We start from the raw sequence: 19123 nt of genomic DNA, 5'->3' as shown, positions 1-19123 counted from the left end.
TACGATGTTTCTATGCGGAAAGCACGTGCTTAGAACCGTTCAAGCCGTGTTTCGTCGCTTACTCTCTAAGTAGGTTATTACCGAGCTTTCGCCAAGCCTCAAGGGTACGATTGATGTCCGCCTCCTGCGTGGACCAGCCCAGACTGAGACGCACCGCTCCCTGGGCCGTTTTGGGGTCGAATCCCATGGCGGAGAGCACGTGGGAGGGCTGTACCTTCCCGGACGAACAGGCTGAGCCTGAGGATACGGCGATCCCTTCGAGGTCGAAGCCGATCACGGCGGTCTCGGCTTTCAGCCCCGGCGCCGTAAACAAGGTGGTATTTGGCAACCGCCCAGCATCCTCCGAGAAAATCATCGTGCCCGGCACAGTTCGCAGCCCGTTTTCCAAGCGATTCCTCAAGGTTCGGAGCCGCTCTGCATCCTCCGCCAGAGCCTGAACGGCCGCCGTCACGGCCGCGCCGAAACCGGCGATGCCCGGGACGTTCTCGGTTCCCGCGCGGCGGCCGAGTTCCTGCCCGCCACCGCGCAGCAGCGGTTCGAGCCCCGTTACGCCCTCGGCCACCACCAATGCGCCAATACCCTTGGGACCACCGATCTTGTGTGCAGAGAAGGTGGCAAGATCAGCAGATATCTCATTGATATCAAAAGGTATCTTGCCAAGCACCTGGATCGCATCGACATGCAAAAGCCCGCCCGCCTCGTGGACGATCCGCGCCGCCTCCGCCACCGGCTGAAGCGCGCCGGTCTCATTGTTGGCGGCCATGATCGACACCAGCGCCGGCGGACCGGAAGCAAGCAGCGCCTTGAGGTGGCCGACATCAACAACGCCGGTGCGCGTCACATGAATCGGACTGACGGCATCGGCCGGAAACCTCCCGCCTGCCAGTACCGAGGCGTGCTCGACGGCGGACACCAGAAGGCGTTCCACCGGGCCGCCTGAGGGCCCCTTTAGACCCGGCGACAGCGCCAGCGCATTGGCCTCGGTTCCCGCCGAGGTGAAGATGACGTTGCGCGGCAGGCCGGCAACCGCTCGTGCAAGCGCAGCACGAGCCGCCTCGACCAGCCGGCGTGCCTCCCGCCCCTCGGCGTGGACTGACGACGGATTGCCAACCAGACCATAGGCCGCGACCATCGCCGCCCGCGCCTCCGGGCGCAGCGGCGTGGTCGCATTCCAGTCGAGATAAACGCGGGTCGGCAGCATATCGCCCTCTTAGCACCTTTTGCCAGCGCGCCAATCGGGACCCCGCCCGCATCAGGCCGGTTGCTGCTGCGGGATCCCGGCCGGGCGGCGGGACCCGGTCCGCAATCCGAACAGAGGCCGCAGCCAGGCGATGCGCCGCACGATCTCATAGGTGACTACGCATGTAAGCGCGGTGCCGAGGATCACGATGGAGGCCTCGACCTCAACCGAGAATCCGCTGCCACGCAGTCCATGCGCGATCACGATTATCGCGGTCTGATGCACGATGTAGTACGGGAAGATCGCGTCCGTGAGATAGCGGCGCACGGGTCCGTCGGCCGTGAAGTGCCGCCGTGCGAAACCGAGCACTGCGACCATGGCAAGCCACTGATAGCAGCCATAGGCGATGCTGGCGCACCTCTTCAGCAGCGGCGACGGCGCGAGCAGGCCTGCGAACAGCAGGATGAAGATGATGAAGCAAGCGGCTGCGACTGCCAGCGCCGCCCAGCGCTGGCGTTCGATCTCGGACCAGACGCTCCCCTGCTTCGCCAGCAGGAAGCCGATCAGGAACGCCGTCGCATAGTCCGCGTGGTTGTACCAGTCGCCAAACAGCGCGTGCGTGGACGGAAAGGCCGGGAACAGGAACAGGCGCCAGGCCGCGAACAGCAGACTCGGCAGGATCAGGAATCCGGGCCCTGTGAGCAGAACGGCAAGCTGCGCACCGAGTTCATCGGTCACGGCCGGCCATAGCCAGAGCACGCCGGCCAGCGCGATCGTGTAGACCCACAGGTAAACCACGAACCAGAGATGGTTCCAGGTCGGCTGGACGATGCAAGGGTTCGGACAGAACTGCGCCCCGAAGGCGAGATAGTGATGGACATAGAAATCGACAAAGCCGGCCGGATAGCCGAGGCTTTCGACGATCTGGAGATAGGACTGCGGCGGCACGATCACCAGCATGCCAAAGATCAGGGGAATCAACAGCCGCGCCGACCGCGCGCCAACGAACGATCCGAGGCGGTACTTGCCGAGCATGAACCTCGTCGCAACCCCGGAAACCAGGAACAGAAGCGAGAGCCGCCAGGGATTGAGGACCAGCATCAACGGCTCGAGCCAGGTCAGCCTGTAGACGCTCTTGATGTGAAATCCCCAGGACACGTAGAGCATGCCGACGTGGTAGAAGATCAAGAGCCCGAAGGCGCCAATCCGCACCCAGTCTAGATCGATGCGCCGTTCCGAGGTCGAGAGTTGCTGTGGTGTTGACATGGTTTTCTGCTCCTTGACGGGACGCCAAGCACGGTTCTTTGGCCATGGCTGACACCGAAAATGCCCCACAAGCAGAGCGCGTCGAGCCGGTTTGGGATCAGAACCGCAACACGCGGGATGAAGCGTCACGCCCTGGGACGAGCGGTGGGCTTTTTGGGATCAGCGGCGGCGACTGGACGATGTTCGCGGCGATCGCAGCCGTCGCGCTTGCGGTCGGAATCGTGAATGCGCTCTCCGGCGCGCAGGATGCCGCCTGGCGCGGCGACAGCTACGACATCGGCCGGCGGCTGTTCTGGGAGATGTCGAGCATCGCCGTCGTCCTGCTGACCGTCCCGCTCCTGGTGCTGGCCGTCCGGCGCATGCACCGGAGCCCGGGGCTCGTCGTCCGGGTGGGTATCGGAGCGCTCGCCCTGCTCGGCTTCTCGACCCTCCACATCACCGGCATGGTCTGGGTCAGGAAGCTCGTGCTCTGGCTCGCGGGAAGCACCTACGATTTCCATTTCTCGCTTGCGACGATCTCATACGAGTTTCGCAAGGATGCCGTGGCCGCCCTCCTGATCGGCGGAACGATCTGGCTATTCGAGAGCCGTCGTGAGCTGAAAAGAACCGCGCTGGCTGCCAAAGCTGCCGACCCGCGACAGCCGCCTGTCCCCGATCTGATCTGGCTGCGAGACGGTGCAAGCCGCATTCGCCTCGCGCCGCGCGACATTCTCTGGGTCGCCTCCGCCGGCAACTACATTGAATACAGCCTTACCGACGGCAGTCAGCACCTGATCCGGGGTACGCTCGCGATGGCCGAGAGCGAGCTCTCGCGCTTCGCCATCGTTCGCGTTCATCGGACGAAGCTTGCCAATCTCGATCGGGTGAGCGGCGTGGACCTGAAACCGTCAGGAGATTTCGAACTCACCTTCGACAACGGGCAAACGCTCCAGGGCAGCCGGCGCTATCGGCTAGCGGTTGCCTCGCTCGGAGGTCGCACGCCTCCTGTGTGAATCGCTCCGGGGCTGCCCGGCGGGCGCTAAATCGCCATGATTCCAATTGGTTAACTTGGAATCCTGAACTCAACACCGATCCTCGTCGTCGATTTGCTCGATCCCGGCGGCGACACAGCCGCGTGCGGCGGGGCGCTCATGACGCCGCGATGACCGGCTAAGCTCTTGAGCGCATTGCGAGATGTCGAAGAAGCTTGCTTTCTGACCCTTGCCTCGTGTTAGAACGCGCGCGTCAGTTCACCCGCGCGCCACTCGCGCATCATCCGAGGGCGCCCCTTCCACTCCCATGCGCGCTTTCGTCGGCTCTGCAGCCGGTGGAAGCCGCCACGATCGGTTGATCGCTGAGGATCGTCTCGAGGGAATCAATCAAGAGATCATCATGCCTGAAGTCATTTTCGCCGGCCCCGCAGGCCGTCTCGAAGGCCGCTACCATCCGGCCAAGCAGAAGAACGCGCCGATCGCGATGATCCTGCATCCGCATCCGCAGTTTCACGGCACGATGAATCATCAGATCGTGTACCAGTGCTACTACGCCTTCGCGCACCGCGGCTTCTCCGTGCTGCGCTTCAACTTCCGTGGCGTCGGCCGCAGCCAGGGCTCGTTCGATCACGGCACCGGCGAATTGTCCGATGCCGCCGCGGCGCTCGACTGGGCGCAGACCATCAATCCCGAAGCCCGCGCGTGCTGGGTTGCCGGCTTCTCCTTCGGCGCCTGGATCGGCATGCAGCTGTTGATGCGCCGCCCCGAGGTCGAAGGCTTTATCTCGATCGCGCCGCCGGCCAACCTCTACGACTTCTCCTTCCTTGCGCCCTGCCCGTCCTCGGGACTTATCGTCCATGGTGAAAAGGATGCGGTGGTGCCGCCGAAGGACGTCAACACGCTGGTCGAGAAGCTGAAGACGCAGAAGGGCATCGTGATCGACCAGCAGGTCATTCCCGGCGCCAATCACTTCTTCGACGGCAAGCTCGAGCCGTTGATGGAGACCATCACCGCCTATCTCGACATGCGGCTCGCCAACGTTCGCTAAAGGCTGCTGATGGGCTCGTTCGTCGCCTTGCTCCGTGCCGTGAATGTCGGCGGCACCGGCAAGCTGCCGATGAGCGAGCTCAAGGCGATGTGCGAGGAGCTCGGCTTTGCCGCCGTGCGCACCTATATAGCCAGCGGCAATGTGGTGTTCACCAGTCGCAAGTCCGAACCTGCAATCAAGGCTGCGCTTGAGAAGCGCCTGCACGCTTACGCGGGCAAACCGGTCGGCGTGCTCGTGCGCAGCGCGGCGGAGATGGCGCAGGTTGCAGCCGACAATCCCTTTCCGAAGGCCGCGCCCAACCGCACCCTCGCGACCTTCCTCGACAAGCCCCCGCCGGCCGACGCGCTCACGGGCATCCGCGGCCAGGAGGACGAGGAAGTCCGCCTCGGCCGCCGCGAGATCTACGTGCATTATGGCGACGGCATGGGGACGTCGAAGCTCGTCATCCCCGCCGCGAAAACCGGCACCGCGCGCAACATGAACACGATCGCGACGCTGGCGAAGATGGCCGCGGAGCTCGAGCAATGAAGGCGTATCTGGTGCTCGACCTCTCGGTGAATGACTTCGAAGGCTTCAAGCAATACATCGCCGAAATCCCCGCCTTCATCGCCAGGCATTCTGGGAAATACATCGTTCGTGGGGTTCAGACGACGACGATCGAGGGCGACTGGGCACCCGAACGCCTCGTCATCATCGAATTTCCGGAGCGCGAAAACGCGGAAGCATTCCTGAGCGATCCTGAGATTCAGGAGCTGTTCAAGGTGCGCCACGCGACGACGACGAGCAGATTGCTGCTCGCCGACGGGTGCACCTAGCCGCTCGCGATCACGAGCCGCTTCACGCGGCAAGCTTTAACAGATGCGCGTCATGGCGCACAAGGAACGCGCGCAGCAATTGCGGGTAGTCCGCGCCAACAGCCGTGCGAACGCTCGGACGCTTGGCAAGCTCCGCGCGCCATGCGCGGACCTTCGGCAAATCCTTGAAGATACCGAGCTCGGCAAGCTCATCGAAGACGTCGAAATAGCGGAAGACCGGCGCGAACACGGCGTCGACCAGGCTGAACCGCTCGCCGGCGAAGAACGGGCCGGCGCCCAGCGCGGCCTCGACGCGGGCAAACTTGGCGGAGAGCGCCTGACGCTTGCTCTCGAACGTTGCTGGATCGGTTGTCGTCTCAAGTCCCCAGAGATCGCCGAGGATCGCCGAGCCGAACTCCATCCAGGCGCGGTGTTCGGCGCGCCTCAGCGCGTCGGCCGGATGCAGCTCGGCGCCTCCTTGCGTCTCCTCGATATACTCACCGATCACGTTGCTCTCGAACAGCGCGACCTCGCCTTGCGCGGTCGTGACCACCAGCACCGGCACCTTGCCGAGCGGCGATATCTTCAAGAACCAGTCGGGCTTGTTGGCGAGATCGATGTCGATCCGCTCGAACGCCACGCCCTTTTCGGTCAGCGCGATCACGGCGCGCTGTACATAAGGGCAAAGCTTGTGGCTGATCAGTTTGAGGGCTGCGGTCATGGCGGAGATCCTGGCGGGTCAATGCATGCGCATCAACATATATGCATTTGCATGAAACCGTCAAGATCGATGCATATGCATCAACCACCCGTGATCTATGGCCTCGCGATCACCCCGCCCGTCATCGGCATCGGCACCCCGGTGGTGGCCGGGTAGGACAGCGGCAGGCCTTTCATGCCGCGCGCCGCCAGAAAGCCGAAGGCCTGCGCCTCGATGGCGTCGGAGGCCCAGCCGAGCGTCTCGGCGGCCTGGACGGTGGCCGAGCCTACCCGCTCCCGCAGCATGCGCAGCAAGGTGAGGTTGCGCGCGCCGCCGCCGCTGATGATCCAGCTCCGCGGTCGTCGCGGCAGCAGTGGAATGACCCGGGCAATCGCGGCCGCGGTGAAGGCGGTAAGCGTCGCAGCGCCATCTGCCGGCGAGACCTCGCCTAGCTTGAGTGCAGCAAAATCGTTGCGGTCGAGCGATTTCGGAGGCGGCAGCGCAAAGAATGGTAGCCCCAGCGCCCGCGCGATCCAGGCCTCGTCCACCTTGCCGAGCGCGGCGAACTTTCCTTCCGCATCGAACGCCTGGTTCATGGTCCGGTACATGAAGTCGTCGAGCAGCGCGTTGCCGGGACCGGTATCGCAGGCGATCAGCGTATCGTTGCCGTCGATATAGGTGATGTTGGAGACGCCGCCGATATTGACGACGACGATCGGCCCCTCGCGCTCCAGCGATTGCGCCAGCGCCCGGTGGTAAACCGGCACGAGGGGCGCGCCCTGCCCGCCCGCCTCGACGTCGGCGGCACGGAAATCGTGCATCACGGGAATATGGATTGCCTTGGCGAGCGCCACGGCGTCCCCGATCTGCACCGTCATCCGCCGCTCCGGCCGGTGCAGCACGGTCTGGCCGTGGAAGCCGACAATGTCGATCTCCTCCGGCTTCATCCGATTCTGGGCGGTGAAGGCGGCGACCGCCTCGGCATGGGCCAGCGTCACCGCGCGCTCGGCCTCGGCCAGAACCCCCGGCCGGGCATCGCGCCGCGGCAAATGGACAGCCTCGGTGAGCGCCCGGCGCAACAGGCTGCGCTCGGCATTGCTGTAAGGCCGGTAGCCGGAGGGCCCGAACGCCTTGATCTGCTTTCCATCCGTTTCGATCAATGCAACGTCGACCCCGTCAAGCGAGGTCCCGCTCATCAGACCAAGTGCGGTTAACATCATCGCAAATAAGCCTCGACGTCTCCCTACCCCGACGCCTGGCTTGTATCAAACAAGCACATCTTATAATGCCACAGCGCGCCGCGACGCGGCAGTCCGTTCCTTCCGGGTTCCGCAACTGGCCGCAATTACCGTAAAATAAGAATGATCAGAGCCGACGACAGATGAGTGCATTTAAATCGGATTTCCTCAATATTTTGCAGGAACGGGGTTTCGTCCACCAGTGCTCCGATTTCGAAGGGCTGGACACGCTCGCCGCCAAGGGCGAAGCCACGGCCTATGTCGGCTACGATTGCACCGCTCCGTCGCTGCATATCGGCAACTTCCTGACCATGATGATGCTGCATTGGCTCCAGCAGTCCGGCAACAAGCCGATCACGCTGATGGGCGGCGGCACCACCATGGTCGGCGATCCCTCCGGCAAGGACGAGACGCGCGCCATGCGCACGATCGCCGAGATCGAAGCCAACAAGGCCTCGATCCGCGGCGTGTTCGCCAAGGTGCTCCGTTACGGTGACGGCGCAAGCGACGCCGTCATGCTCGACAATGCGGAGTGGCTGACCAAGCTCAACTGGATCGAGATGCTGCGCGACGTCGGCAAGCACTTTTCGGTCAACCGCATGCTGACCATGGACTCCGTGCGGCTGCGCCTCGAGCGCGAGCAGGAGATGAGCTTCATCGAGTTCAACTACATGGTCTGCCAGGCCTACGACTTCGTGCAGCTCTCGCAGCGCGCCGGCTGCCGGTTGCAGATGGGCGGCTCCGACCAGTGGGGCAACATCATCATGGGCGTCGATCTCGGCCGCCGCATGGGCTCGCCGCAGCTCTTCGCGCTGACGACGCCGCTGCTCACGACCGCCTCGGGCGCCAAGATGGGCAAAACCGCGCAAGGCGCGGTCTGGCTCAACGCCGACCAGTTCAGCCCCTACGATTTCTGGCAGTACTGGCGCAACACCGAGGACGCCGACGTCGGCAAGTTCCTGAAACTGTTCACGACGCTGCCGATGAGCGAGATCAGGAAGCTCGAGGCGCTGCAGGGCTCGGAGATCAACGAGGCCAAGAAGTTGCTCGCGACCGAAGCGACCGCGCTGCTGCACGGCCGCGACGCCGCAAATGAAGCGGCCGAGACCGCACGGCGGACGTTCGAGGAAGGGGCGCTGGCGCAGACGCTTCCGACGATCGAAATTCCGCGCGGTGAGCTGGAGGCCGGACTCGGCGTGCTCAACGCCTTCGTCAAGGCGGGCCTCGTCGCCTCCAACGGCGAAGCGCGGCGCCAGATCAAGGGCGGCGGCCTCAGGGTCAATGACGAATCCGTCACCGACGAGAAGATGACGCTGACGCCGGCCCATCTCACGCCGGAGGGCGTGATCAAGCTCTCGCTCGGCAAGAAGAAGCACGTGCTCGTCAAGCCTGCATAGGCGTATGAGCTTTTCACTGCTTGCCAGGGCGCGCGGAAACGCGCTCCCTGAGGGGCAATGGATCAGAACACGTCCAAGGGAAATGCCGCGGCACAGTCGGGCGCGCATGTGCGCACTGCCCTCGTCGTGCTCGCACTGTGCTTCACGCTGTCTGTGCTCGGACGCGGGCTTGGCGACAGCTTTACGGTGTTCCTGAAGCCGATCTCGGAAAGCTTTGGCTGGGATCGCGCGCAGATCGTCTCGGTCTATTCACTGACCTGGCTCGCAAGCGGCCTCACCGCGCCGTTCGTCGGACGGCTGTTCGACCATTCCGGACCGCGCAGCGTCTATGCGCTCGGGCTGCTCTTGCTCGGCGCCGCCTTCCTGGTCGCGGCGCGCGCAAACTATCTCTGGCAGTTCCAGCTCTCGATCGGTCTCTGCGTCGGGGTCGGCATCGCCTTCATCGGCATCGTGCCGAACTCGATCCTGCTCGGCCGCTGGTTCGGTCCGCGCCTGCCGACCGCGATGTCGGTGGTCTATTCGGCGATGGGCGGCGGTGTGCTCGTGCTGCTGCCGATCTCGCAAATCCTGATCGACCATGTCGGCTGGCGCGGCACCTATGAGATCTTCGGCTTCACGGCCCTCGGCCTCTTGCTTCCCTTGCTGCTGCTACCGTGGCGGATGTTCGCGTCGGGCTCGCCCCATATCGTGAAGAAGACCGATCCCGATTTCGTCGACGAAGGCTGGACGCTCTTGCGCGCCATGCGTCATCACGCGTTCTGGGCGCTGTTCTCGACCTTCTTCTTCACCGCGGTCGGCATGTACTCCATCGCGGCCCAGATCGTCGCCTATCTGATCGATGCCGGCTTCCCGCCTTTGCAGGCCGCAACCGCCTGGGGCTTTTCGGGCGTCGTGCTGGTGTTCGGCATGCTCGGCGTGTCTGCGCTTGACGGCCTGATCGGCCGCAGGCCTTCGGTGCTGTTGAGCTACGCGATCTCGATCCTTGGCATCCTCCTCCTGTGGCTGCTGCAGTACAATCCGAACACCATCCTGCTCACCGGCTTCGTCGTCTGCTTCGGCAGCATGATGGGCTCGCGGGGACCGCTCATCTCCGCCACCGCGATGAAGATCTTCCGCGGCAAGCGCGTCGGCACGATCTACGGCAGCATCTCGATCGGCAGCGGGCTCGGCTCGGCATTCGGCTCCTGGAGCGGCGGCCTGATCCACGATGCGACCCAGAGCTACAATCCGCTGCTCGCCTTCGCACTTGCGAGCGTGGTGCTCGGGATGATTCCCTTCCTAGTTGTGCCCGCCTTGCGGCGCTAGGTGTACCCGAGGTAACCTGCAATCGGTATCGCCACCGGAAAACTACGGACGGCGGATGCGTTTGTTCCGGAAACAAAATGTGCAAAGCCTCAGGCTCAAAGCATCGCTTGCGGTGTTTTGTCTGTCATGACGAAAATGTCAGCACAAATTGATGGTCCCTGTCTTGCAGGGTGGAACCGGATGCGATTCAAGTCGCATGGGAATTGGATGGAAGGGCGCAAATCATGAATTCACTGTCTCGCTTTCAACCGGCTCTGCTGAGCCTGTTTCGCTTCATCACTGGCTTGCTGTTGCTTCAGTACGGCATCGCCAAGATCTTCAAGTTTCCGGCGGTCCCCTACTTCGCCGACATCCCGCCGCTGATCTATGCGGCCGGCGCCCTCGAGCTCGTGCTCGGTGCGGCCCTGATGATCGGGCTGTTCACGCGGATCTCTGCGTTCGTACTGTCGGGCGAAATGGCCTTCGCGTACTTCATGGGCCACATGTTCAAGAGCGGCTCGCCGGTGTTCCTGCCGCTGCTCAACGGCGGCACCGCGGCGATCCTGTTCTGCTTCGCCTGTCTGTACATCTCCGCGGCCGGTGGCGGCCCGATCAGCGTCGACGCGCTGGTCCGCAAGGAGGGCGAGGAGCCGAGCGGCGCCTTCGCGCGGCGCTAAGAATCTCCTGAATGCGAATTGGCACCGGCGAACTCGCCGGTGCCGCTTCACCGCCCGCCGAGCACGTTCCAGATGACGGCCAGTGCCGCGGCCAGAAGCACGGCCATGATGAAGCGGTGAACGAAGCGGTTCATTGCGGGCTTACCCAGGCGGGTTCAGACGCCGGCGGTCTTGCTGCCGAAAAAGCCTTGGGCTGATTTTCATCACGATTTGAACGGACGCAAGCTGGCGCGAGGCGCCTCACCGTCTTCAAGCTATCGCCGCGCCAGATTGCAGCCGCTCGATAGCGGCCGCGATGATCCGCTCTCGCCCGACTGTGTTGGCAGCTCGTCAATCGGCGAGTTCTGTTTACCGGTGTTGAACTCAAAGATCTTGCGGAACAGGCCCGGCGCCATCGCCGAGATCGGATTGACTCGCATCACGGGCGCAGACGGCGTGCCGACGACCTCATAGGTGACGCCGATCAGCCCCTCTTTGTCGCCGCCACCGAGGAAGATGCCGAACAACGGAATCTGGCCAAAAATGTTGTTCACCCCGTATACCGGCACGAAGGTGCCACTCATGCACACCTGATTGCCGGGATAGTCGATCGAGCCCTCGATGGTGGCGCCGATCATCGGTCCCTTGACGACGCCGTCGCGGATCGTGAGCGCGCCGTTCTGCCGGGTGAATTCCGCGCGCAATGCGGAGAAGGACACACCGCTCTGTGTGCCGTTGGGGCCACCCGCCGCAACGCGATCGAGCTGCTCCATGCCCTTGACGGTGAAGTCACGCACGTTGATGAGACCTTCGCGCGCCGTCGGCTCCGATGTCGGCGGCTCCATCGCCACCACCATCTGGCCGCCAAACACCTTGTTGGTGGTGTCGGAGAAGCGCAGGAACGCGCCGGCGTCGTTGGTCTGGAGATAGATCACCTCGCGGCTGCCCTGCGCACGCCCACCACGCAAGTCCGCCGTCACCGGCGTGTCGCGGCCGACCTTGCCGCTTAGCGTGAAAGCTTTCACCGCGCCGCTTCGCCGCGACATCTTGGCATCGACACTGCGCATCGCCTCGCCATTGAAGCCGGCGACCGCGCCGAACTTGACGTCGATGTCGAAGTCGACGTTCTTCAGCTTGCTCTTGTTGTCGTCCTTGCCGGAATTCCCTGATATCGCCGACTTCAGGAAGCCGCGGCCGTCGAATACGTCGCCGCGCATGGTGCCCCTCACCACGCCGTCGGGACCGCGTTCGACCCTCAGCGAGGCCTTGTCGCCGTCGGACGGCGAATAGGTCGGGAAGTTCGCATTCATGAGGTCGCCGTTCTGGTCGACCTCGAGCGAGCCTTTGATCGAGACGCCGCCGCCTTCGACGACGATGTCCTCCAGCCGCGTCGATTGCGCCGTCGGCACCACCTTGAAGCTGGCCTTGCCCGACTTGCCCGGCAGCTTCACCCAGCCCGGCAGGATGTTGTCGAGCTTGAGTGAGGTCAGGTCGGCTTCGATGCCCAGGCGCGTGGTCTGCTCGGGCCCGCTGGCGATCTTGCCGGAGACCTTGACCGGAATCGAACCGCTGATGGCGGGACCCAGATCGAAACCGAGACGGGCGCGGCTCGCATCGTCGAGCGTGGCCTGCAATTTGACGTCGGCATCGCCCTCGGCCGGCTTGCGGTAATCGAGCGAGGCCGCCTGGCCGTTGATCTTGACGTCGCCCTTGACCTGGTAGCCCTGGTTGGTGGCGACGATCTTGAGGCTGTTCGCCTCGAGCTTCTGGTTCATCACCAGCTTGTCGGCAGCAAAGCCGTTGAGGTCGGCGGCGACGGTGTAGCTCGTGTCCGCCTTGGTCAGCTCGCCCTTCACCGGCAAGGCGAGCGTGATGTTGGCCGAGAACGTACCCTTGCTGGTGTTGGGATCGACGAAGGTGGCGGATAGATCGCTCAAGCGATCATTGGCGAGAATTTCCGCAGCCGCCGGCACCGGACCATCGACGCGGAATTTGCTGCGCGACGGCGAGGGCTTTGGCGCCATGTCAGGCACCTCGAAGGTGAAATCCGAGATCGTGATCTTGCGCCCCGCCGGCGTATCGGCAATGCCCTGCCCGATCGTCACCGTCGCGGTCCGTCCGGTGACGTGCGCTTTCAGGTCGGCGTCGTGCACCGAGGGCATGCCGTCCACCGGATGAACCGCAACCCCGCTCGCCACGATGTTGACTGACAGTCCGTCATCGGGGATCGGCGGGCCCTTCCGGGGGAGATTGCGCGTCGGCGAGTTGACGCCGACTTCGATGCGCTGGAGCGTGCCGCGCTCGATCCGCTCGATCACCCACTCACGCAGCTCCGGAACAACAAGCGTCGGCCACATCCGCTTGAGCGCGGACGCCGACATCGGCGTGCCCGCAAAGCCGAGCATCAGCCGCGGCTCGCCGGAATAGTCGATGGCGCCGGTACCGGCGACGCCGATCTCGCCATTGCTGATGTCGGCCTGCGTCAGCACGACGCGCTTGTGGTCGGTGTCGAAACGGAAGCCGATGGCGATGCGGTTGAAGACCAGCGGCGGCTCGTTGTCGATGCCGCCGAGCAGGATCGATCCGCCGCTGAACCCGAGCTGCCAGTCGTTGGTGGTGCCATTGGGCGGCTCTAGATGCGCGAGCAGCGTGACCCGGTTGGCACCCGAGATGATCTTGAACGGCGCCACCAGCACCCGGCGTCCGGCATCCCATTCGAGATTGAGCTCGGCCGAGTCGATCGCCATTGGATAGTCGGGCGTGTCGGTGTCGATGATGTTGCCCGCGCCGACGAGAATCTTGCCGCGGAAGAAGGTCGGCAGGCCGTCGCGGCCGAGTTCGCCCTTGAGCTCGCCGGTCAGCGGCAGGTCGGCATTGTAGGTCAGGTCCTTCAGCCGCAACGCCAGCAGGATGTTCGAGGTCGAGACCTTGTCGGCCTTGATATCGACCGAGCGCACGCCGTTCTCGGCCGGGCCGATCGTTGCGCGGAGCGACCATGGCCGCGCGCCCTCTTCGCCGAAGCTGAGCGCAACGCCGCCACCGTGCGGACGGCGCAGGCTGAGGCTGATGTTCTCGAAGCTCCACTTGCTGCCACGCTGCTGGTCGTCGACGATCAGATTGCCGTTCTTCAGGCCGATCTCGTTGAGATTCTGGCCGTCGAGCCCGGTCATGCTCAGGCTGTCGAGCCAGTCGAGCCCGGCAAGCAGTCCGCTCTGCGTGCTGCCGCTGGCCGAAGACGCTGCCGCCGCGTCCGCACCGGACGGGGTGGCGGGAGCAGTCGTTGCGGGAGGCGGCGCCGATCCCGGACGCGGGAAGGTCGGCGGCAGGCCCGCCTCCTTTTTCGACGCGACGCCGGTGGCGAGCGGCTTGGCGGTGTCACCGGCCGACACTGTGACGGTACCGTCAGGCGCGATCCGGATCGCGAGCTCGGCATCGACGAGATTGAGACTTTCGGCGCGCAGCCGGCCCATCAGGAGCGCCACGCCCGACAGCCGCACTTCGGCCTTCGGCGCACTTGCGACGATGGCGCGATCGCGGTCGCGGACGATGATGTCGCGAATGCGCACGGCGATGCGGATCCGCCCTGCGCGCTCGATCTGGGTGCCGCCGACCTCGACGGTGTTGCCGTGGCCGATATTGTCCTCGATCGCCGCCGCGAGCCATGGCGTCGCCATGTCGAGATTGATGGGACCCGCGCCGAGCCGCCACCACAGCGTGGCGAAGCAACAGACGAAGATGATGACGAGGGTACAGGTGACGAGGGCGAGCCGCTTGACCCAGCGATCGGCCGCGAGCCAGCGGCCGAACGCGCCAAAGCCGTCGCCTACGCGATGAAAGCGGGAGTTGGAACGGGACAACAGCCGGCGCGCCCGGTGGCCTGCGGCCGCCTCCTGGTCCGGATCCCAATCGACCTCGTCCCATTCGACGGGCTCTTGCACTCCGGCGCGCCGATCGAGGTCCCGATAGAGGTCCCCGTTGTGGTCCTGGGGCGACGTATTCCTTGCCATTGCCTCTCGATACAGGCGCCCATCCCTAGATTGAGCGCCGCCGGGGCCGCAGCCGTCCGCGGGGACCAAACGTCCCTGCGCCGGCATTGCCGCCATTCCCTTGATATTCCTGCTGTTCGTCATATCGCCCCGAGCGCGCGTTCAACGAGCAGTGGGGTGGTGCTTGGAATTCCTTGTAACCATACTCCGGCGCCGTCAGAGTTGCCCAGCCGAGGGCACGAATCCGGCACGCCGGACGAGAGCTGCAATACCGCTTTGGTTGACCCGCCGAAAGCGTCGAAAGGAAGGCGTATGTCCAAGAAAACGCGAAAGAAATCGTCCAAGACGGCCTCCGGCAGCCCAACCCCTAGGAAAAAGCGGACGCAAACGCGGACTATGGCGACAACAAAGCCCGCTAGGACGCAGCGGGCCGCAACACGCAAATCAACAAAGACCTCAACCGTGGCAGCATCGCACAAGGCCACGTCGAAACGGTTAAAATCTTCCGAATCGACCGCCGCCCCCGCCAAGGGGACCAAGGGTGCCCTGTCCGAAGGCCAGAAGGCACCCGCCTTCAGCCTGCCGCGCGACGGCGGCGGCGTGGCGAGGCTGGCTGACTATTCCGGCAAGAAGCTGGTCCTGTTCTTCTATCCCCGCGCCGACACGCCGGGCTGCACCCGCGAGGCAATCGACTTCACCCGGCTGAAGGATGCCTTCGCCGCGACCGGCACGAGCGTGCTCGGCATCTCGGCCGATCCCCAGAAGGCCCAGGAGAAGTTCCGCGACAAGCACAAGCTGGCTGTTCCCCTGATCTCGGATGAGCAGCACGAGATGCTCGAGGCCTACGGCGCCTGGGGCGAAAAATCGATGTATGGCAGGACCTTCCTCGGGATTCTTCGCACCACGGTGCTGGTCGGCGCCGACGGCAAGGTGGCGCGAATCTGGCGTAACGTCCGGGTCGACGGCCACGCCGAGGACGTGCTGGCGGCGGCAACATCTCTTTAACCAGTTGCGCGAATTCGAGCGTTCCCGTTTCCGGAAAATTAACCATGAGCGGCCCAGATTGCTGCGGCAATTGAGCCGTACGGAACCTCTCCGACCGGCGCGGGAGTGCCGATGTCGAAAAGTTCTGCCCAATACTCGCACTACTCCCAGCATCACCCTCACGACCACGGGCGGCCCTTCAACCGCCGTCCTGTCAGCTCCGCCACCGCTATACCCCTGCCCGCCGCCGACGACGCCTACACCATCGTGCATCACGGCAAGCAGGTCCGCCTCGGGCCCGTGGTGTTCTGGATCGTGGTCGGGACCGTCGTGCTGCTCGGGCTGTGGTCGGCGGCGACCGCCACCTATTTCGCCTTCCGCGACGACGTGCTGACGCGGCTGATCGCCCGCCAGGCCGAGATGCAATATGCCTATGAGGATCGCATCGCCGAGCTCAGGGCCAAGGTCGATCGCACCACGAGCCGGCAGCTGCTCGACCAGGAGCAGTTCGACCAGAAGCTCGACCAGATCATGAAGCGCCAGACCGCGCTCGAGTCGCGCGCAACGGCGCTCGGCGCCATGCCCGACGTGACCGGATCGATCCCGCGCGCGACACCGCAGCGCGGCGACGCCACCCCTCCTCAGGGCACACCGAAACCCTCGCCGATCAGCGACACCGTGATTTTCGTGGCGCCGCCGGATCGCGAGGCGCGGCTTGAATCCCGCACACCAGTGATCACCAGCCCGCAGCTGAACCAGTTCGCCAAGGTTCAGGGTTTTGACAACGTCCTGGTGCGTTTGCAGACTTCGCTTGACCAGGTCGAGAGACGCCAGATCGCCGCGCTCAGCGCCGTCGAGGACAGCATGGAATCGCGCGCGCGTCGGATGCGCGGCGTGGTCAGTGATCTTGGCCTGAACCTCGCCGATCTCGAAGCCGCCGTGCCGCGGACCGCGATGGGCGGGCCTTTTGTACCCGTCAAACTCACCGCGAATGCCGGTCCGTTCGAGAAGCAGCTTAATCGTATCAACGTCACGCGCGCCGAGGTGGATCGGCTCAACCGCACGCTGGCGCTGGTGCCCTATCGCAAGCCGGTCATCGGCGAGGTCGAGTTCACCTCAGGCTTCGGCGTGCGCAGCGATCCGTTCCTCGGCCGGCCGGCGATGCACACCGGCCTCGACTTCCGCGCCGCGACCGGCGATCCCGTCCGCGTCACCGCCAACGGCAAGGTGGTGTCGGCCGGATGGTCAGGTGGCTACGGCCGCATGGTCGAGGTCGACCACGGCAACGGGCTCTCGACCCGCTACGGCCACCTCTCGGAGATCAACGTCAAGGTCGGCGAGATCGTGAAGATCGGCCAGGTTGTCGGACTGGTCGGATCGACCGGCCGCTCCACTGGCCCGCATCTGCACTACGAAACCCGCATCGACGGCGAAGCGGTCGACCCGCAGAAATTCCTGCGCGCCGGCGTGCGCCTCAGCGCGGGCTAATCCGCGACAAGCAGAGTGTTCAACGGCGACGAGCATGCGGCTCGTCGCTTTTTATTTAACGCCTGCCGCCACCCATCCCGCCGCCGGGACCACCGAAGCCGCCACCGCCGGGCCCCATGGGACCGCCGGGTGAGCCAAGGCCGCCGGGACCGGACGGACCGCCCGGGCCGGATGGCCCGGAGCCGGGAGCTGAACCGGGGCTCGAACCAGGCGCGGGCCCACCACCAGGTGGTGCGCCGGGCTGGCCGCTCGGCGAACCAGGCGTGCCGCTTCCCGGATGCAGGATCGAGCCACCCGGCGAATGGCCGCCAAAGCCAGGCGGGCTGCCCGGCCCCTGCAGCGACGATCCCGGGAACTGCGTGACGGCCTGCACCGATTCGACCTGCAAGCCACGCGCGGGATCGAATATGCCGTTCAGCACCACCCGCGCCTCGCCTGCGCTCGGCGCAAAGCGCGAGCCGTCATGGGCGATGAGGCCGGAGCCAAGCTGGAGGTTGGCGCCCTCGCGCTGCACATAGGCTTCGACCGACAATCTCGTCGCGCCGGCAAGATCCTGGAAATTGTCGACCCTCGCGTGCGCGACCTGGAGCATGCCCTGGCTCGCGCTGCCCTCGACTTGAACGCGCTGGCCGACCAGCGCGACATCGGCACCCTTCAGCCGCAGGCCGCCGATATGCAGCCCGTCCGGACCGCGCTCGAGCAGACCGGAAACCCGCGCGGTGGCTTTGCGACGCTGCTCGACGAGGCTTGCGACGATCGTGCCGTCGGTGCGGCGCAGCCCGAACACGGCGACATGCGTGCCGACGCGGCGCCAGCTCTCCTGGCCGCTCGCCACCACCTTCTGGCCGAGCACGGTGATCTCGTTGCCCTTCACCGCTTCGATCGGGCCTGCAACCTCGCTGGCGATGTTGATGCTGCGCGTCGCCAGCGTGCCGTCGGCCTGCCGGACGGCGACCACGCGCGCGAGCTGTCCGATGCGCAGGCTCTTGGTCGTAGCCTGCTCGCCGTCGATCCGCACCGGCACGTCGGCCGCGTAAGCGACGCGCTCGCCGTTGACGTAGATGCTGCCGAAGCGCTGGATCACGCCGACGATGCCGGTGCCGCCGATGCCCTGATCATCGCCGCGCGTAATTCCGGTGCCGCCGATGCCCTGGTCCGTGCCGCGCCTGGTTTGCGCCCAGGCGGCAGCCGTTCCGGCGAGCCAGAATCCCGTCAGCAGCAGGCGGCGGGAAATGCGCGGCGGCGTGGTCATGAGCGACCGCCCTCGCCGCTGCCGTCGCTCTCCTCCTCGACGTCCTCGCAATAAATGTAGATGCCGAAATTCCAGCGGGCATCGCCGCCCTTGTCCTTGGCGAGCGCGCGGTTCGCCTCGCGGTTGGCGGTCTTGAGCGCCTCCATCGCAAGCTCGCGCGAGCGCGCCTCGAGCCGTTTGGCAAGTTTTGGCGACAGGCCGTTGTAATGCACTGCGCGTTCGAGAAAGCGCGGCGCAGGCCCAGAGACGTTTTCGGCCGCCGCCGCGATATGGTCGTGCAGGTTACGGCCGAGATAGTGCCATTTGCTGTCGTCCTCGCCGCGCGGAACGAAGGCAGCCTCGACCAGCTCGATCGCGTCATCGCCGTTGATGGTGACGAGCCCGCGATCGAGCCATTCGTCGAGCACCGCGCGGGGACGGACGTCCTTGGTGACGGAGGCGACAAGTTGCTCGAACGAGGGAGCCGCGCCTTCGGCCGTGCGCGGCAGCGACAGCGGCTCGCCCTTCGCATCGGTGAATTCGGGCGCGGCAAGCCAGCGCGCGATCACCGCGCTGGTCAGCGACACCGCCGCCGGCGCCTCGTGCACGGGCGCACCGGCGCCGCGCAGCCGCGCCACTTCCTTGCGATGGATGCCCGTGAGCAGGCTGACGCGGCTGTCGGTCTGCTCCTTGCCCTCGAGCGCGAAATCGTGCTCAGCGACGTTGACGAACAGCTCGCGGAGCAATTGTGCCAGCGCCGGAAACGTCATGCCGCTGCGGATGCACAGGCGCACCAACGGGCGCAACAGCCGCGCGAGGGGCGCGTGCAGCTTTGCCGCGGCGTTCGGCTGTGGCGCAGCCGGCTTATCCGCCGCCTTGGACCCGGGCTTGGCATTCATG

Annotated in this window: 17 protein-coding genes; 10 read left to right on the top strand and 7 right to left on the bottom strand. The window is 65.1% G+C overall.

Annotated elements, in window-relative coordinates; translation table 11 throughout:
* Positions 1-58 precede the first annotated feature (58 nt).
* Entirely contained in the window at positions 59-1198 is a 1140-nt protein-coding gene (locus tag NLN62_RS39650) for a cysteine desulfurase family protein (protein WP_254113829.1), read from the bottom strand.
* A 54-nt stretch (positions 1199-1252) separates the two neighbouring features.
* A complete protein-coding gene (locus NLN62_RS39645) occupies positions 1253-2446 on the bottom strand; it encodes an acyltransferase family protein (RefSeq protein ID WP_254112289.1) in 1194 nt (397 codons plus the stop codon).
* A gap of 44 nt (positions 2447-2490) precedes the next feature.
* Here NLN62_RS39645 and NLN62_RS39640 point away from each other — a divergent pair, with 44 nt between their 5' ends.
* The 4 genes from NLN62_RS39640 (at position 2491) to NLN62_RS39625 (ending at position 5280) form a co-directional block, all read left to right on the top strand.
* On the top strand, positions 2491-3438 hold the full coding sequence (locus NLN62_RS39640; RefSeq protein WP_254112288.1) for a LytTR family DNA-binding domain-containing protein: 948 nt from the start codon (positions 2491-2493) through the stop codon (positions 3436-3438).
* Between the two features lie 379 nt (positions 3439-3817).
* Positions 3818-4465, top strand: a complete 648-nt coding sequence (locus NLN62_RS39635; RefSeq protein ID WP_027524593.1) for an alpha/beta hydrolase — start codon at positions 3818-3820, stop codon at positions 4463-4465.
* Between the two features lie 9 nt (positions 4466-4474).
* On the top strand, positions 4475-4993 hold the full coding sequence (locus NLN62_RS39630; protein WP_027524592.1) for a DUF1697 domain-containing protein: 519 nt from the start codon (positions 4475-4477) through the stop codon (positions 4991-4993).
* The gene (locus tag NLN62_RS39625; protein WP_027524591.1) at positions 4990-5280 is read left to right on the top strand and encodes a DUF1330 domain-containing protein; all 291 of its coding nucleotides are present in this window, start codon (positions 4990-4992) and stop codon (positions 5278-5280) included. The genes NLN62_RS39630 and NLN62_RS39625 overlap by 4 nt, the downstream gene beginning before the upstream one ends.
* A gap of 22 nt (positions 5281-5302) precedes the next feature.
* Here the strand turns inward: NLN62_RS39625 and NLN62_RS39620 are convergent, their stop codons facing one another.
* Together NLN62_RS39620 and NLN62_RS39615 are read right to left on the bottom strand one after the other, a co-directional pair.
* The gene (locus NLN62_RS39620) at positions 5303-5980 is read right to left on the bottom strand and encodes a glutathione S-transferase family protein (RefSeq protein ID WP_027524590.1); all 678 of its coding nucleotides are present in this window, start codon (positions 5978-5980) and stop codon (positions 5303-5305) included.
* Between the two features lie 95 nt (positions 5981-6075).
* Positions 6076-7179: an anhydro-N-acetylmuramic acid kinase gene (locus NLN62_RS39615; protein ID WP_254112287.1), complete on the bottom strand. Its 1104-nt coding sequence runs from the start codon at positions 7177-7179 to the stop codon at positions 6076-6078.
* A gap of 161 nt (positions 7180-7340) precedes the next feature.
* On the opposite strand from NLN62_RS39615, the gene tyrS reads away from it, so the two are divergent.
* From tyrS to NLN62_RS39595, 4 genes are all read left to right on the top strand, one after another.
* On the top strand, positions 7341-8594 hold the full coding sequence (tyrS, locus tag NLN62_RS39610; protein ID WP_027524588.1) for a tyrosine--tRNA ligase: 1254 nt from the start codon (positions 7341-7343) through the stop codon (positions 8592-8594).
* Between the two features lie 57 nt (positions 8595-8651).
* Positions 8652-9899 (top strand): MFS transporter, encoded by a 1248-nt coding sequence (locus tag NLN62_RS39605; protein WP_027524587.1) that lies wholly within the window; start codon positions 8652-8654, stop codon positions 9897-9899.
* A gap of 224 nt (positions 9900-10123) precedes the next feature.
* A complete protein-coding gene (locus tag NLN62_RS39600) occupies positions 10124-10555 on the top strand; it encodes a DoxX family protein (RefSeq protein WP_254095352.1) in 432 nt (143 codons plus the stop codon).
* Between the two features lie 11 nt (positions 10556-10566).
* Positions 10567-10752 (top strand): hypothetical protein, encoded by a 186-nt coding sequence (locus tag NLN62_RS39595; protein WP_156944462.1) that lies wholly within the window; start codon positions 10567-10569, stop codon positions 10750-10752.
* Between the two features lie 57 nt (positions 10753-10809).
* Here the strand turns inward: NLN62_RS39595 and NLN62_RS39590 are convergent, their stop codons facing one another.
* Positions 10810-14637 (bottom strand): DUF3971 domain-containing protein, encoded by a 3828-nt coding sequence (locus NLN62_RS39590; RefSeq protein ID WP_027524585.1) that lies wholly within the window; start codon positions 14635-14637, stop codon positions 10810-10812.
* A gap of 195 nt (positions 14638-14832) precedes the next feature.
* On the opposite strand from NLN62_RS39590, the gene NLN62_RS39585 reads away from it, so the two are divergent.
* Both NLN62_RS39585 and NLN62_RS39580 read left to right on the top strand, forming a co-directional pair.
* Positions 14833-15525, top strand: coding sequence for a peroxiredoxin (locus NLN62_RS39585; RefSeq protein ID WP_084801514.1), 693 nt, complete (start codon positions 14833-14835; stop codon positions 15523-15525).
* Positions 15526-15636: 111 nt separating this feature from the next.
* Positions 15637-16992, top strand: a complete 1356-nt coding sequence (locus tag NLN62_RS39580) for a M23 family metallopeptidase (protein WP_027524583.1) — start codon at positions 15637-15639, stop codon at positions 16990-16992.
* A 55-nt stretch (positions 16993-17047) separates the two neighbouring features.
* On the opposite strand, the gene NLN62_RS39575 is transcribed toward NLN62_RS39580, so the two are convergent.
* On the bottom strand, positions 17048-18244 hold the full coding sequence (locus NLN62_RS39575) for a DUF5666 domain-containing protein (RefSeq protein ID WP_027524582.1): 1197 nt from the start codon (positions 18242-18244) through the stop codon (positions 17048-17050).
* Complete coding sequence (locus NLN62_RS39570; protein WP_027524581.1) at positions 18241-19122, bottom strand: DUF6502 family protein; 882 nt, start codon at positions 19120-19122, stop codon at positions 18241-18243. The genes NLN62_RS39575 and NLN62_RS39570 overlap by 4 nt, the downstream gene beginning before the upstream one ends.
* Position 19123 lies beyond the last annotated feature (1 nt).

This window comes from Bradyrhizobium sp. CCGUVB23 (assembly GCF_024199885.1).
In the GTDB taxonomy this organism is placed as follows: domain Bacteria; phylum Pseudomonadota; class Alphaproteobacteria; order Rhizobiales; family Xanthobacteraceae; genus Bradyrhizobium.
The sequence above is the reverse complement of the archived record's forward strand: the minus strand, read 5'-3'. Positions and strand labels throughout refer to the sequence as shown.